Below are 14,101 nucleotides of genomic sequence, written 5' to 3'. Positions count from 1 at the left end.
GGTCATGCAGCCTGCTCCAACCGGGTCAGCACCGCGTCCAGCCGCGGGAAGACGTGGCGGGCATTGCCTTCGAAGATCGCCGAGCGCGCCGCCGGATCCACGTCCAGCGCGTCGACATAGCGTTTCGTATCGTCGAAATACTGCCCGGTTTCGGGATCGATGCCGCGCACCGCGCCCACCATCTCCGAGCCGAACAGGATGTTGCGATGGTCGATCACCTTGGCCAGCAGATCGATGCCGGGCTGGTGGTAGACGCAGGTATCGAAGAACACGTTGTGCATCAGATGCTCCGCCAGCGCCGGCTTCTTCAGCATGTCCGCCAGCCCGCGATAGCGCCCCCAATGATAGGGCACGCCGCCGCCGCCATGCGGGATGATGAACTTGAGCGTCGGGAAGTCGGCGAACAGGTCGCCTTCGAGCAATTGCATGAACGCGATCGTGTCCGCGGCGATGTAATAGGCGCCGGTCGCATGCAGCGCCGGATTGCAGCTGCCCGAGACGTGGATCATCGCCGGCACGTCGAGCGCGACCATCGCCTCGTACAGCGGAGACCAGAAGCGATCGGTGAGCGGCGGTGATCGGAAATGACCGCCGCCGGGATCGGGGTTGAGGTTGCAGCCGACGAAGCCGAGCTGCTCCACGCAGCGGTGCAGCTCCGCGATCGACCCGTCGAGCCCGGCACCGGGCGATTGCGGCAGCATGCAGACCCCGGCGAACGTGCTGGGGTACAGCGCGACCACGCGGGCGATCAGGTCGTTGCAGGCGCGCGACCAGCCGATGCTGACGGCTTCGTCGCCGACATGATGCGCCATCGCCGAGGCGCGGGGCGAGAAGAGCGTCAGGTCGGCGCCGCGCTCGCGGATCAGGCGAAGCTGGTTCTGCTCGATCGTGGCGCGGATTTCGTCGTCGGTGATCACCGGATAGTCGGGTGCCGCCACGCCGGCCTCGAAGGCGGCGAGCTGCGCACTGCGCCACGCGGTATGCGCGTCGGGGGCCGTGGTGTAATGGCCGTGGCAATCGATCACCAGGGGCATGCCGTCTCCTACGCTTGGCAGTTGCGATCCGGCGCGGTTCGAGAGCGCGGGTATCGCCTGCGGTTCGTCCGTGGCGCACGCTGCCTGCCGCCGGCAAATAGGATGCGCCGCCCCGCCATTGATTATGCTGAAGTCCGCGTCGCGACCACGGCGCGCAGTCGCGCGAGGAAGCGGTCCTGCGCGGCGGTCGGCCGCCAGCCGGCACGCACCGTCAGCCCGATCGTGCGCCGCATGCTGGGCGAGTCCAGCTCGATCCGCCGCAGCACGCCGCCGTCGAGATCGGGCGCGACCTGTTCGGGCGACAACAAGGTCAGATAATCGCCGGACAGCATCAGCGCGCGCAGCATCATCACCGATCCGCATTCGATCCACACCGGCGGCAACGGCAGGCCGGATTCGGCGAACAATCCTTCCCACAAATGCCGCAGCGGCGTGCCGCGACGCGGCGCGAGCCAGGCCTGCGTCGCGAGCGTCGCCAGATCGGGTCGCAGGCCGTCGCGCATTACGGGGTGCGCCGCCCGCGCCACGACCGCGAGCCGATCGACGAACAAGGGCTGCTGGATCAGGTCGGGCCCGGGGGGCGACTCGCGCAGCGCGCCGAGCAGCAGGTCGAACTCGCCATCCCGCAACGGCTCGACCAGTTCCGAATAGGCGCCCTCGGCGACGTCGAACACCATGTGCGGCTCGTCGCGGTGGAAGTGCGCGATGGTGGTTGGCAACAGCCAGGCGCGCGCCAGCGGCATCGCCCCGATCGCGATACGTCCGTGATCCAGCCCAGACAGCGCCGCCACTTCGTCGAGCGCCGCGCCGATCTCGACCAGCGCGAGCCGCACCGCGCGACCGAGCCGCACGCCCGCCGCGGTCAGCATCACGCCGCGCCCGCGTCGTTCGACCAGCGCCACGCCGCACAATCGCTCGATATCGCGGATTGCGCGGTGCACCGCCGGCTGCGTCACCCCGGTGGCGCGCGCCGCCGCGACATAGCTGCCCTCGCGCGCCAGCGCGGCGAGCGCGCGCAACTGCGTCATCGTCAACAACAGGTCGGCGCGCGCAAAGCCGTGCGCCGCACCGCGCCCGCGGATCGCACGGGTCGCATCGGCCAGCAAGCGTGCCGCGGCGGTGGTGCGCGCGATCACGATGGCGCCCGCGTCGGTGGCGCGCATCCCGTCGGCGTGGCGATCGAACAGCGGCTGCCCGAGCGCCGTTTCGAGCTTCGCCAGTCCCTGCGTCAGCGCCGGCTGCGACAGCGCCACATCGTTCGCCGCCGCCGTCACCGTGCCCCGCGCGCCGACCGCGACGACGGCGCGCAGATGGCGCAGATTGAGATGCTCGAGCGCGACCGTCATGCGCCGGATATAACAGTATCTTATCGTGGGCAGGCAATTCCGAATTGGCCCGCGGCACGATCCGCGCGTCATGCCGCACCGACGACGGCGCAAGGAGCAGGCATGGGCGGGATCGTGGTGCGGACTATCGAACGGGCGCCGCAGGCGGCGATCGACGCGCTCGCACGCGCCGGCGTGGCGACGGTCCACGAGGCGCAGGGCCGCACCGGGCTGATGGCGCCGCATCTGCGGCCGATCTATGCCGGGGCGCGGATCGCGGGATCCGCGGTCACGATCTCCGCGCCGCCGGGCGACAACTGGATGGTGCACGTCGCGATAGAACAGCTCCGTGAGGGCGACATCCTGGTCCTCGCGCCCATATCGCTGTCCACCGACGGCTATTTCGGCGACCTGCTGGCGACCTCCGCGATGGCGCGCGGCTGTCGCGGCCTCGTGATCGATGCCGGGGTGCGCGACGTGCGCGATCTGACGCAGATGGGCTTTCCCGTCTGGTCGCGCGCGGTGCATGCGCAGGGCACGATCAAGGCGACGCTGGGATCGGTCAACGTGCCCGTCGTCTGCGCCGGTGCGACGGTGCAGGCCGGCGACGTGATCGTCGCGGACGATGACGGCGTGTGCATCGTACCGCGCGCGCAGGCCGTCGCGGTCGCCGAAAAGTCGCGTGCTCGCGAAGTGCTGGAGGAGAGCAAGCGCCAGCGCCTCGCGGCGGGCGAGCTCGGCCTCGACATCTACGACATGCGCGGCAAGCTCGCCGCGCTCGGGCTGACCTATGTCTGAGGGTATCCGTTGCATGTGGATGCGCGGCGGCACGTCCAAGGGCGGCTATTTCGTGCGCGAGGATCTGCCGGCCGATCCGGCGGCGCGCGACGCGGTCCTGCTCAGGATCATGGGCTCGCCCGATCCGCGCCAGATCGACGGCATGGGCGGTGCCGATCCGCTGACCAGCAAGGTCGCGGTCGTGGCGCGATCGGAGCGGCCGGGCGTCGACATCGATTACCTGTTCCTGCAGGTGTTCGTCGATCAGGCGCTCGTGTCCGACGCGCAGAATTGCGGCAACATCCTCGCCGGGATCGGCCCGTTCGCGATCGAGCGCGGGCTGGTGGCGGCGACCGACGGGACGACGCGGGTCGCGATCTTCATGGAGAATACCGGGCAGATCGCGGTCGCCACGGTGCAGACCCCGGGCGGCGTTCCGACCTATGACGGCGACGCGCGGATCGACGGCGTACCGGGCAGCGCCGCGCCGCTCCCGCTGGAATTCCGCGACACCGCCGGATCCTCCTGCGGCGCGTTGCTGCCGACCGGCAAGGCGGTGGACGTGATCGAGGGCGTGCCCGTCACGCTGATCGACAATGGCATGCCGTGCGTCGTGATGAAGGCGAGCGATGTCGGCGCGAGCGGCTATGAGACGCGCGACGAACTGGACGGCGATACCGCGCTGAAGACGCGGATCGAGGCGATCCGGCTGGCGGCTGGCCCGCTGATGAACCTCGGCGACGTGCGCGACGCGACGGTGCCCAAGATGATGCTCGTCGCGGCCCCCCGGCATGGCGGCGCGATAACCGTGCGCAGCTTCATCCCGCATCGCGCGCATGCCACGATCGGCGTGCTCGGCGCGGTCAGCGTCGCGACCGCCTGCCTGATCGCCGGATCGCCCGCCGCCGAGGTCGCGGTGGTGCCGCCAGGCACGCGAAAGACGCTGTCGGTGGAACACCCGACCGGGGAGATGAGCGTTGTTGTCGAGACCGATGCCGATGGCGCCGTCACCGGCGCGGCGCTGCTGCGCACCGCGCGCAAGCTGATGGACGGGCTGGTCTTCGCATGAAGGGGGGCATCGTCAGCTGGCATCCCGATCCGTCGGCGCCGCGCTTCGTGCCGCCGCCGGGGGCGATCGATGCGCATTGCCATGTCTTCGGTCCCGCGGCGCGCTTCCCCTTCTCGCCCAAGGCGAAATATCATCCCGCCGATGCCGGGCCGGACCAGCTGTTCGCGCTGCGCGACCGGCTCGGCTTCTTGCGAAACGTCATCGTCCAGGCGAGCTGTCATGGCACCGACAATGCCGCGGTGATCGATGCGATCGCGCGGTCCGACGGACGCGCGCGCGGCGTCGCGGTGGTCGATCCGGCGATCGACGATGCCGCGCTCGCGATGCTCGACGCCGGCGGCATCCGCGGGGTCCGGTTCAATTTCCTCAAGCGCCTGGTGGACGATGCGCCCAAGGCCCCCCTGCTCGACGTCGCGCGGCGGATCGCGCCGCTCGGCTGGCACATCCTCGTCTATTTCGAGGCGGATATCCTGGCCGAGCTGCGTCCGTTCCTGGAGGCGATCCCGGTGCCGATCGTGATCGACCATATGGGCCGGCCGGACGTGGCTCAGGGCCCGGCCGGTCCCGACATGCGCGCGCTGCGCGACCTGATGGAGGGCCGCGCCGACATCAGCGTGAAGGTGACCTGCCCCGACCGGCTCGACGCGTCCGGGCCGCCATGGACCGCGTTCGCCGATGCGGTCGCGCCGCTGGTCGCCGACTATCCGGACCGCGTGCTGTGGGGAACCGACTGGCCGCATCCGAACATGCAAGGATCGATCCCCGACGACGGCGCGCTGGTCGACATGATCCCGCGGATCGCGCCGACCGCGGCGCTTCGGCACAAATTGCTGATCGACAATCCGATGCGGCTCTACTGGCCCGAACTGATGGCGCCGTCCGCGGCCATGTCGCGCAGCGTCGCGCGCAACCAGCTGAGCCCTTCGTCGCGTTCGCGGGTCGAATGATATTGCATCATCTCGCGCATCTGCGGGATTCGAAACGGCGGGTCGGCGAGCGCAAGCGATAGCCCGGGCGCCATCAGCCGGGCGAGACGCTCGTGCATCAACGCGATCCGCATCGTGCCCGGGAGCAGCCAGGGCACCTGGATGAACGACGGCGCGTTCACTTCGACGCGGCGGACGACGCCGATGTCCTGCAGCGTGTTCTCGATGTGCGGGTTGCGCCCGTCGATCTGGACGGCGACATGGCCGGCGGCGAGGAAGTCCTCCATCGTCAGCGGACGGTGGAACAACGGGTTCGTCGCACTTCCGACGACGACGTGGCGCTCCTCGAACAGCAATTCCGTCGGATGCCGCGCATCGGAGAATTCGGGCGGCGTGATTGACAGGTCGTAGACGCCGTTCGCCAGCCCGTCGGACGTGTCTTCGCGGGGCAAGGTGATGTCGAGGCGGATGCGCGGCGCGACGGTCTCCAGTGCCTTCAGCAGCGGCACGATCAGCACCGTCGTGATGTAATCCGATGCCGCGATGCGAAAGCGACGCTCCGACGTGGCCGGGTCGAACCGCGAGCCCGAGGCGATGAGGTTGCGCAGCATGGCGATCGCCGCGCCGATCTCAGGCGCCAGCGCGAGGGCGTGCGGCGTCGGCACCATCATCTTGCCATGCAGGATCAGGAGATCGTCCTGAAAGGCATCGCGCAGCCGCTTGAGCGACGCGCTCATCGCCGACTGCGTTACGTTCAGCCGCGCGGCGGCACGCGTCACGCTGCGCTCGGTCAGCAGGACTTCGAGCGCCACCAGCAGATTCAGATCAAATCGGTCGAGCCGCATGTATCAATCTTGTTTCTTCATTTGCATCAAAAGTAAGAATTGGACTGATATGGGTGCATTTGCAAGATGAGATGCGAAGCCGGGAAACATCGGCTCAAAAGGAGAGTGGGGATGATGATCCGGTTTATGGCGAGTAGTGCACTTGCGCTGCTTTCGTCGCTTCACGCAGCCCAGGCGCAGGACGTCGGGAGCGGGACTAGTCAGCGTATAGTAGACGCCCAAACGCAGACATCGCCAGACGAGGGCCTGGCCGATATCATCGTCACGGCACAGCGCCGTTCGGAGACCGCCCAGCGCGCCGGCATCGCGATCGACGTGGTGTCGGGCAGCGAGGTGACCAACCAGGGCGTTACCCAGCCGTCGGACCTTAACCGGATCGTGCCGTCGCTGAACGTCCAGGACGCGGGCGGCGCGAACAAGACGTTCTTCCTGCGCGGCGTCGGCAACTTCACGGTCAACGGCTATTCGGATCCGGCGATCGCGGTGAACTATGACGGCGTGTATCTGGGCCGCCCGACCTCGACATCGGGGTTGTTCTACGATCTCGAGCGGCTCGAAGTGCTGAAAGGTCCGCAGGGCACGCTGTACGGGCGCAACGCCACCGCGGGCGCGATCAACATTCTGCCGGCCAAGCCCCGGCTCGGCGAGACGTCGGGCTTCGTGGTGGCGAGCTACGGCAATTACGACGCGATCGCCGCGCAGGGCGCGCTCAACGTGCCGCTCGGCACGAATGCCGCGCTTCGTGTGTCGGGCACGGTGACCGACCGTAGCGGCTATCTGAGCGACGGCACGTCGGACGAAAAGACGCAGGCCGGGCGCGCGCAGCTCCTGGTACAGCTGACCCCCGACCTGCAGATCCGCCTCGGCGGCGACTTCGCGCATAGCGGCGGCAAGGGTATCGGCTCGTCCTACGAAGGATCCTACGCGCTCAACCGCGCGACCGGCGCCTATAATTTCGTCCCCTCCGGCCTGGATCGCTCGGTCGGCATCTTCGATCCCGCGGCGCAGGCCTACCGGCAGACCCTGTTCCTGGGCGTCTCGGGACGCAACGCGGCGCCGCTCGACGATGACATCTACCAGAACAACCATTTCTACGGCTTCAACGGCGAGGCGACCTGGGACACCGGCGCGGGCACGCTCACCGTCATCCCGGCCTATCGCCGCGCCTCGCTCGACTACAAGTTCGCGGCACCATCGTTCGTCGGCTATCTGCGCGAAAAGGACGAGCAGTTCAGCCTCGAGGCGCGCTTCGCCGGCAAGCGGATCGGCGCCTTCGACTACATCCTCGGCGCGTTCCTGTACGACGAGCAGATCAAGGGAAACTACACCTTCGCGCAACAGGCGCTGAATACGTACCAGACCTTCGACTCGTCGACCAAGAGCGCTGCGCTGTTCGGCCGGTTGACCGCGAACCTCACGGATCGCGCGCGCCTGATCGGCGGCGTTCGCTACACGCACGACAAGAAGGATTTCGCCGGCCAGGCCGACGTGCTGGTGGTGGTGTGCACGGCGCGCAATGCCTTCGGCGTGCCCAGCTGCCCGACCGTGCCGCTGCTCCCGGTCACCGCGACGATGGACCAGCTGCCCGCGCCCTTCATCGTGCCGCCGATCGGCCAGGCGCGTCCGATCGGCAATACCGGCGCGATCCTGACGCGGGTCGCGACACCGGTCGACACGACGCTCGGCAACAACGAGGTGACGTGGCGCGCCGCCGCGGAGTTCGACGTGTCCGCCCGCTCGCTGCTCTACGCCAGCGTCGAGCGCGGCTATCGCTCGGGCGGCTTCTCGCTCGCCGCCGGGTATGAGAGCTACGCGCCGGAGTTCATCACCGCCTACACGATCGGCATGAAGAACCGCTTGTTCGACAACAAGCTGCAGCTGAACCTCGAAGCCTTCTGGTGGGATTATAAGGACCAGCAGATCGGTCGGGTCGGGGTCGACGCCAACGGCAACCAGGGCCAGTTCAGCCAGAATATCGGCCAGTCGACGATCAAGGGCGCCGAGGCGGACATCGAGTTCCTGCCGTTCCGCGACACGCTGCTGAGCGCCAATGTCCAGTATCTCGACACACGCTATGACAGCTTCGTCTTCACCCAGCCGGTCGGAACCTCGCCACCGCTAACCGGCTGCGGACAGACGCTGACGGGCAATATCTACACGATCGACTGTTCGGGCTTCCCGGCGTTCAACGCGCCCAAATGGACCGTCAACCTGGGCGCGCAGCAAACGGTGAACGTCGGCGACTTCAAGCTCGTCGGCGGGGTGGACACGCAATATCGCTCCAGCCGCTACGTTCAGGTCGAGTTCCTGCCGCAGGAGCTGGTCGGCGAGACCTGGACCACCAACGCGCAGATCGGTGTCGGCCCGGCGGACGACCGGTGGCAGCTGACGGCGTTCGTCCGCAACATCGAGGATCGCCGGATCGTGCTCAACACGCCGATCTACGGCCTCGCCTCTGCCCTGACCGCCACCACCTCGGCACCGCGCACCTATGGCGTGCGGGTGAATGCGAAGTTCTGACGCGATGCGCCTCCCGCAATCTCCGCTGCACCGCGCCGACGTCGCCCCGATCGCCCTGCAGGAAGCCAATTGACGATGCGCCAGCTTTCCATTCTCGTCATCGGCGGTGGTATCGGCGGGCTGACCGCCGCGATCGCGCTGCGGCGCAGCGACCACCGGGTCACGCTGATCGAGCGTGACCCGACCTGGACGGTGTACGGCGTCGGCATCATCCAGCAGGGCAATGTCCTGCGGGCGATGGCCGAGCTGGGCGTGATCGACGATTATCTCGCGGCGGGCGTCGGATTCGACACGGTGTCGGTCCATGCCCCCGACGGGACGATGGTGGCCAAGGTGCCGTCGCCGCGGCTGATCGAGCGCTATCCCGCCAATGTGGGCGTCAGCCGGCGGGCGCTGCACAAGGTGCTGGGCGATCGCGCCGCCGCCGACGGGGTCGACATCCGTCTGGGCGTGACCGTCGAGATGCTCGTCGACGACGGTGCGGGCGTAGACGTGCGCTTTGCGGACGGGCGCGAGGACCGGTTCGACATCGTGATCGGCGCCGACGGCCTGTATTCGCAGACCCGCGCGCTGCTGTTCCCCGACGGGCCGAAGCCCGTATTCACCGGACAGGCGGTCTGGCGCTACAATCTCCCGCGCCCCGCGGGGATGGACTCGCTGCATGTCTATAACGGCCGGATCGGCGCGGGACTGGTACCGATCAGCGCGACGCTGATGTATCTGTACGTCACCACGCCCGAACCCGGCAACCCGCGCTACCCGCGCGAGGAACTGGCGGCGGCGATGCGCGAGAAGCTGGCCGGGCACGCGCCCGCCATCCAGGCGCTGATCCCGCTGATCACCGACAATGACGGCGTGGTGTATCGCCCGCTCGAAACGCTCATGCTGGAGGGCGACTGGCACAAGGGCCGCGTCGCGCTGCTGGGTGATGCCGTACACGCGACGACCCCGCATCTCGGCCAGGGCGCCGGCATGGCGATCGAGGATGCGCTGGTCCTCGCCGAAGAACTCGACCGGCACGACGATCCGGAGGCGGCGTTCACCGCCTATCGCGAGCGTCGCTACGCCCGCTGCCGCTACATCGTCGATACGTCGCTGTCGATCTGCCGCGGCCAGCTGGGGCAGGCGCCGCCGGTCGACAACGCCCGCGCGACCGCGGAAATGTTCGCACTGACCGCCCAACCAATCTGATCACCGCTGACACACAGTATCGGGAACAAGCATCATGGCACGAGTGAATGATATTCGATATGTCGGCTACGGCGTCCCCGACGTCGCGCTGGAGCGCGAATTCTACCGCGATGCCTGGCAGCTGCGCGAAGTCGGCGAGATCGACGACATGGTCTATTTCGCCTGCCATGGGCATGACGAACACCACGTCGTCCGGCTCCGGGCGTCGGAGGATCGCCGTATCGACGTGATCGCGATGGCGGCCGCGACCCGCGACGAGGTCGACGCGCTGCATGCCAAGGTCGTCGAGGCGGGATGCACGGTGATCTTCCCGCCCCAGGCACTGACCGCCCCCGGCGGCGGCTACGGCTTCCGCTTCTTCTCGCCCGATGGCCTGCCGTACGAGATTTCGAGCGACGTCGAGCGCGGCACCGCGCGCGACGTGGTCCGCTGGGAGGGCATCCCCAAGAAGATCAGCCATATCGTCCTGCACTCGCCCAACCATAAGGCCGCGGTCGCGTTCTTCGTCGACGTGCTCGGTTTCAAGGTGTCCGACTGGCTCGGCGACTTCATGTGCTTCCTGCGCTGCGGTACGTCGCATCACCGCATCGCGTTCCTGCCCGGCCCGCCCTGCCTCAACCATGTCGCCTATGACGTGCCGACGGTCGACGACATGATGCGCGGCATCGCCCGCCTGCGGAAGATGGGAACGGATATCAAATGGGGCCCCGGCCGCCACACCGCGGGGAACAACACCTTCAGCTATTTCACCACGCCCAACGGCTTCGCGGTCGAATACACGTCCGATCTCGAGGAGGTCGATTTCGAATCCCACAAGGACACCGTGCATCCGCTCGGACCGGGCACGATGGACCAGTGGTCGATCGGCACCGGCGGCCCGCAGGCGATGCCGCATCCCGAAGCCGATGCCGGGCTGTTCGTGCCGGCGGCGGTCTGAGCCATGGCATTGTTCGAATATTTCCCGAACTATATCTGGAATCTCAGCCTGGCGATCGCGCTGGAGAGCGGCGGGCGGATCGGCGAGATCATCGACATGTGCCAGCCGATCCGCGAGGCGGCAGCACAGGGCGGCGACGCCGGCACGCCGGTGTTCATGCGCGCCTGGGTCGAGATGGCGGACAAGCTGGTCGGGCTCGCCACCGAGGACGAGGCACTCGGGCGGCTGTTGTCGGCGGGCGAGAAGCTGAAGCGCGCCGCACTCTATTTCGGCGTGGCCGAACGGATGCAGGCGCATGGCTCCGACGGCCGGCAGGAAACCTATGCCAAAGGGCTCGACTCCTTTGCCCGCGGCACGCGCATGGCGAAGGACAATGTCGAGCCGGTGACGATCCCCTATCAGGGCGCCGAGCTGTCGGCGCTGCTGACGCGCGCGGCGGGCGATGGCCCCTCGCCCCTCGTGATCTACTGCAACGGCCTCGATAGCACGAAGGAGCTGCTGTACTTCTCGTGGTTGCCGCATGCGTTGGCGGCGCGCGGGATATCGTGCCTCTGCGTCGACCAGCCGGGCACGGGCGAGGCGATCCGGCTGCACGACCTGCCGGTGACGCACGAGGCCGAGGCCTGGGCGTCGCGCTGGGTCGATTGGGCCGAAACGCAGCCCTTCGTCGATGCGAGCCGCATCGGCATGACCGGGATCTCGCTCGGCGGCTATTTCGCCCCGCGCGCGGTCGCGTTCGAGCCGCGCTTCGCCGCCGGTGCGGTGTGGGGCGCCAACCACAACTGGGCCGAAGTGCAGCAGAAGCGGATGCGCCGCGAGGGCGAGAACCCGGTGCCGCATTACTGGTCGCACGTGCACTGGGTCTTCGGGGCCGACGGCATGGAGGATTTTCTGGAAAAGGCGCAGGGCATGACGCTGGACGGCGTGATGGAGCGGATCCGCGTGCCGTTCCTCGTCACCCACGGCGAACGCGACCGCCAGATCGCGCTCGAATACGCGCATCAATCCTTCGATCAGCTGGTCAACAGCCCCGACCGCGAGCTCAAGATCTTCACGCCGCGCGAAGGCGGTGTCGAGCATGTCGGCGCGGACAATATGAGCTTTGCCCGCGACTATATCGCCGACTGGTTCGCCGAGCGGCTGGGCGGCCGGACGGCATGACCGCGCGGGCGATCATCCTGCGCGAAACGCTGCTCAGCATGGCGATCAACGTCGCCATCACGCTCGGCTTCTTCTTCGCGATGTTCGGGCTGTCCGGGCCGATCGCGCCGCAAGCCTTCGCGTTCGATTTCGTGCCGCAGTCCTTCATGGTCGCGCTGATGGGCACGATCATCCCGGGCATCCTGATCGGGCGCAAGGGCAAGGCTGCGATCCCGCCGATCGTCATGCGCGCGCTCCTGCTGGCGCTCGCCTCGCTGGCGATCGGCGGCGGCGGCGCGTATCTGCTGTTCGCCAACGGTGCGCCGATACCGCCGACGACCGGTCTTGCGATCAAGGTGGTCTTCTCGGCCGTACTGTCGGCGATCGTGACGCCGATCGCGGTCCGCGGCGCGCTCGCCGCCCCTGCCCGAGGTGAATCATGAGCCGTCGCTTCATCGATCTGTCGATCACGCTCGACAACGAGACCGTCGCCGATCCGCCCTTCATGCGACCGAAGATCACATACCAGACGCATCTCGAGACGGTGGCCGAGATGCAGCCCTTCTTCCCTGGCATCACTGCCGAACAGCTGCCGGGCGGACAGGGCTTCGGCGCGGCCGAGACCGTCACGCTGACCACGCACAACGGCACGCATCTCGACGCGCCATGGCATTATCATCCGACGATGGACGGCGGCGAGCGCGCGATCACGATCGACGAGGTGCCGCTCGACTGGTGTTTCCGGCCGGGCGTCAAGCTCGACTTTCGCGGCCTTGCGGACGGCTATGTCGCCACCGCGGCCGATGTCGAGGCGGAGCTGAAGCGGATCGGGCATGATCTCCAGCCGCTCGACATCGTCCTGATCAACACCCGCGCAGGCAGCGCGCTGGGCAGCCCCGACTTCCTCAACGCTGGGTGCGGCATGGGCTATGAGGCGACGATGTATCTCACCTCGCGCGGGGTGCGGGTCACGGGCACCGATGCGTGGAGCTGGGACGCGCCGTTCAGCTACACCGCCAAGCGCGTCGCCAAGACCGGCGACACCTCGCTGATCTGGGAAGGCCACAAGGCCGGGCGCGACATCGGCTATTGCCACCTCGAAAAGCTCCACAACCTCGAAGCGTTGCCCGCGCACGGCTTCACCGTCAGCTGCTTCCCGCACAAGATCCGCGGCGCCTCGGCCGGGTGGACGCGCGCCGTCGCCATCATCGAGGACTGATCGGCCGGTCGGGTCGGCGAAGCACGAACAGACAAGGGACGCGATGATGAGGCTTGCGACACGGCGCGAAGGCGGCCCCGACGGACGGCTGGTGATCGTTTCCGCGGACCATGCGCGCTTTCTGCCCGCGCCGTTACCGACGATGCAGGCGGCGCTGGACGCCTGGGACACGCAGCACGACGCGCTTGCCGCGATTGCGTCCCGGCTCGACGCAGGCGACGGCGAACCGCTGGACATGGCCAGCCTGGCGGCACCGCTCCCGCGCGCCTGGCAGTGGCTCGACGGGTCGGCCTTCCCGAGCCACGGCGCGCTGATGGACCGCGCCTTCAACAAGCCGCCGATCGAAACCGACCTGCCGCTGATGTATCAGGGCATGTCCCACCAGTTCCTCGGGCCGCACGACGACGTTCCCCTGCCGAGCGAAGCGCACGGCATCGACTTCGAGGGCGAGTTCGGCGTCGTCACCGGCGCGGTGCCGATGGGCACGGGCGCGGCGGACGCGCTGCATCGCATCCGGCTCGTCGTGCAGATCAACGACTGGTCGCTGCGGACGCTCGCCATGCCCGAGATGAAGACGGGGTTCGGCTGGATCCACGGCAAGCCCGCCTGCAGCATGGCGCCGGTCGCGGTCACTCCGGACGCGCTCGGACCTGCGTGGCGCGACGGGCGGGTATGCCTGCCGCTCGAAGTGCATTGGAACGACGCGCTGTTCGGCCGCCCGAACGGCCGCGAAATGGCTTACGGATTCCACGAGCTGATCGCGCACGCGGCGCGCACGCGCGCCCTGCCCGCAGGCACGATCATTGGTTCGGGCACGGTATCGAACGCGGATCACGCCGCCGTCGGATCGACCTGCATCGCCGAGCGTCGCGGGATCGAGATCATCGAGCAGGGTGCGCCGGTGACGCAGTACATGCGGTTCGGCGACCGTTTGCGCATGGAGGCTCGCAGTGAGGATGGGGTGCCATTGTTCGGCAAGATCGATCAGCGTGTTGTAACGAGAGTGCCTTAGTCGGGTGCGGAGATGCCGAGTTCACCTACCGAACGTCAGTCGATGGACCGCACGTCGTCGGCGACGGGCCGTTCGGCACGCGGCATCACTACAATATGACGGATGG

At 68.0% G+C, this 14,101-nt stretch carries 13 protein-coding genes; 10 read left to right on the top strand and 3 right to left on the bottom strand.

What is annotated here, in order from left to right:
* Nucleotides 1-2 precede the first annotated feature (2 nt).
* Together U1701_RS05420 and U1701_RS05415 are read right to left on the bottom strand one after the other, a co-directional pair.
* On the bottom strand, nucleotides 3-1,034 hold the full coding sequence (locus U1701_RS05420; RefSeq protein ID WP_332781528.1) for an amidohydrolase family protein: 1,032 nt from the start codon (nucleotides 1,032-1,034) through the stop codon (nucleotides 3-5).
* Between the two features lie 122 nt (nucleotides 1,035-1,156).
* Entirely contained in the window at nucleotides 1,157-2,380 is a 1,224-nt protein-coding gene (locus U1701_RS05415; RefSeq protein ID WP_332781527.1) for a LysR family transcriptional regulator, read from the bottom strand.
* A 102-nt stretch (nucleotides 2,381-2,482) separates the two neighbouring features.
* Between U1701_RS05415 and ligK the strand changes: the two genes are divergently transcribed.
* The 3 genes from ligK to U1701_RS05400 are packed head-to-tail and all read left to right on the top strand — an operon-like array spanning nucleotide 2,483 to nucleotide 5,152.
* Nucleotides 2,483-3,157, top strand: coding sequence for a 4-carboxy-4-hydroxy-2-oxoadipate aldolase/oxaloacetate decarboxylase (ligK, locus tag U1701_RS05410; protein ID WP_332781526.1), 675 nt, complete (start codon nucleotides 2,483-2,485; stop codon nucleotides 3,155-3,157).
* Complete coding sequence (locus U1701_RS05405; RefSeq protein WP_332781525.1) at nucleotides 3,150-4,205, top strand: 4-oxalomesaconate tautomerase; 1,056 nt, start codon at nucleotides 3,150-3,152, stop codon at nucleotides 4,203-4,205. Before ligK ends, U1701_RS05405 begins: the two co-directional genes overlap by 8 nt.
* The gene (locus tag U1701_RS05400; protein ID WP_332781524.1) at nucleotides 4,202-5,152 is read left to right on the top strand and encodes an amidohydrolase family protein; all 951 of its coding nucleotides are present in this window, start codon (nucleotides 4,202-4,204) and stop codon (nucleotides 5,150-5,152) included. Before U1701_RS05405 ends, U1701_RS05400 begins: the two co-directional genes overlap by 4 nt.
* Here the strand turns inward: U1701_RS05400 and U1701_RS05395 are convergent.
* Entirely contained in the window at nucleotides 5,059-5,976 is a 918-nt protein-coding gene (locus U1701_RS05395; RefSeq protein ID WP_332781523.1) for a LysR family transcriptional regulator, read from the bottom strand. The two genes, U1701_RS05400 and U1701_RS05395, sit on opposite strands and share 94 nt — an antisense overlap.
* Nucleotides 5,977-6,087: 111 nt before the next feature.
* Here U1701_RS05395 and U1701_RS05390 point away from each other — a divergent pair, with 111 nt between their 5' ends.
* The 7 genes from U1701_RS05390 (at nucleotide 6,088) to U1701_RS05360 (ending at nucleotide 13,995) form a co-directional block, all read left to right on the top strand.
* Nucleotides 6,088-8,496: a TonB-dependent receptor gene (locus U1701_RS05390; RefSeq protein WP_332781522.1), complete on the top strand. Its 2,409-nt coding sequence runs from the start codon at nucleotides 6,088-6,090 to the stop codon at nucleotides 8,494-8,496.
* Nucleotides 8,497-8,571: 75 nt separating this feature from the next.
* A complete protein-coding gene (locus U1701_RS05385; protein WP_332781521.1) occupies nucleotides 8,572-9,687 on the top strand; it encodes an FAD-dependent oxidoreductase in 1,116 nt (371 codons plus the stop codon).
* Nucleotides 9,688-9,721: 34 nt separating this feature from the next.
* A complete protein-coding gene (locus U1701_RS05380; protein ID WP_332781520.1) occupies nucleotides 9,722-10,624 on the top strand; it encodes a VOC family protein in 903 nt (300 codons plus the stop codon).
* A 3-nt stretch (nucleotides 10,625-10,627) separates the two neighbouring features.
* Entirely contained in the window at nucleotides 10,628-11,785 is a 1,158-nt protein-coding gene (locus U1701_RS05375; protein WP_332781519.1) for an alpha/beta hydrolase family protein, read from the top strand.
* The gene (locus U1701_RS05370; protein WP_332781518.1) at nucleotides 11,782-12,207 is read left to right on the top strand and encodes a hypothetical protein; all 426 of its coding nucleotides are present in this window, start codon (nucleotides 11,782-11,784) and stop codon (nucleotides 12,205-12,207) included. The genes U1701_RS05375 and U1701_RS05370 overlap by 4 nt, the downstream gene beginning before the upstream one ends.
* Nucleotides 12,204-12,983 carry a cyclase family protein gene (locus tag U1701_RS05365; RefSeq protein ID WP_332781517.1) on the top strand — a complete coding sequence of 260 codons (780 nt, stop codon included), beginning with the start codon at nucleotides 12,204-12,206 and terminating at the stop codon, nucleotides 12,981-12,983. Before U1701_RS05370 ends, U1701_RS05365 begins: the two co-directional genes overlap by 4 nt.
* A 46-nt stretch (nucleotides 12,984-13,029) precedes the next feature.
* Nucleotides 13,030-13,995: a fumarylacetoacetate hydrolase family protein gene (locus U1701_RS05360; RefSeq protein ID WP_332781516.1), complete on the top strand. Its 966-nt coding sequence runs from the start codon at nucleotides 13,030-13,032 to the stop codon at nucleotides 13,993-13,995.
* Nucleotides 13,996-14,101 lie beyond the last annotated feature (106 nt).

It is taken from the genome of Sphingomonas rhamnosi (assembly GCF_036663615.1).
Classification (GTDB): Bacteria; Pseudomonadota; Alphaproteobacteria; order Sphingomonadales; family Sphingomonadaceae; genus Sphingomonas.
The sequence above is the reverse complement of the archived record's forward strand: the minus strand, read 5'-3'. Positions and strand labels throughout refer to the sequence as shown.

Excerpts from the sequence above, each read along its gene's own strand:
- U1701_RS05420 (WP_332781528.1), bottom strand. The coding sequence starts at position 1,034 with ATGCCCCTGGTGATCGATTGCCACGGCCATTACACCACGGCCCCCGAC.
- U1701_RS05415 (WP_332781527.1), bottom strand. The coding sequence starts at position 2,380 with ATGACGGTCGCGCTCGAGCATCTCAATCTGCGCCATCTGCGCGCCGTC.
- ligK (WP_332781526.1), top strand. The coding sequence starts at position 2,483 with ATGGGCGGGATCGTGGTGCGGACTATCGAACGGGCGCCGCAGGCGGCG.
- U1701_RS05405 (WP_332781525.1), top strand. The coding sequence starts at position 3,150 with ATGTCTGAGGGTATCCGTTGCATGTGGATGCGCGGCGGCACGTCCAAG.
- U1701_RS05400 (WP_332781524.1), top strand. The coding sequence starts at position 4,202 with ATGAAGGGGGGCATCGTCAGCTGGCATCCCGATCCGTCGGCGCCGCGC.
- U1701_RS05395 (WP_332781523.1), bottom strand. The coding sequence starts at position 5,976 with ATGCGGCTCGACCGATTTGATCTGAATCTGCTGGTGGCGCTCGAAGTC.
- U1701_RS05390 (WP_332781522.1), top strand. The coding sequence starts at position 6,088 with ATGATGATCCGGTTTATGGCGAGTAGTGCACTTGCGCTGCTTTCGTCG.
- U1701_RS05385 (WP_332781521.1), top strand. The coding sequence starts at position 8,572 with ATGCGCCAGCTTTCCATTCTCGTCATCGGCGGTGGTATCGGCGGGCTG.
- U1701_RS05380 (WP_332781520.1), top strand. The coding sequence starts at position 9,722 with ATGGCACGAGTGAATGATATTCGATATGTCGGCTACGGCGTCCCCGAC.
- U1701_RS05375 (WP_332781519.1), top strand. The coding sequence starts at position 10,628 with ATGGCATTGTTCGAATATTTCCCGAACTATATCTGGAATCTCAGCCTG.
- U1701_RS05370 (WP_332781518.1), top strand. The coding sequence starts at position 11,782 with ATGACCGCGCGGGCGATCATCCTGCGCGAAACGCTGCTCAGCATGGCG.
- U1701_RS05365 (WP_332781517.1), top strand. The coding sequence starts at position 12,204 with ATGAGCCGTCGCTTCATCGATCTGTCGATCACGCTCGACAACGAGACC.
- U1701_RS05360 (WP_332781516.1), top strand. The coding sequence starts at position 13,030 with ATGAGGCTTGCGACACGGCGCGAAGGCGGCCCCGACGGACGGCTGGTG.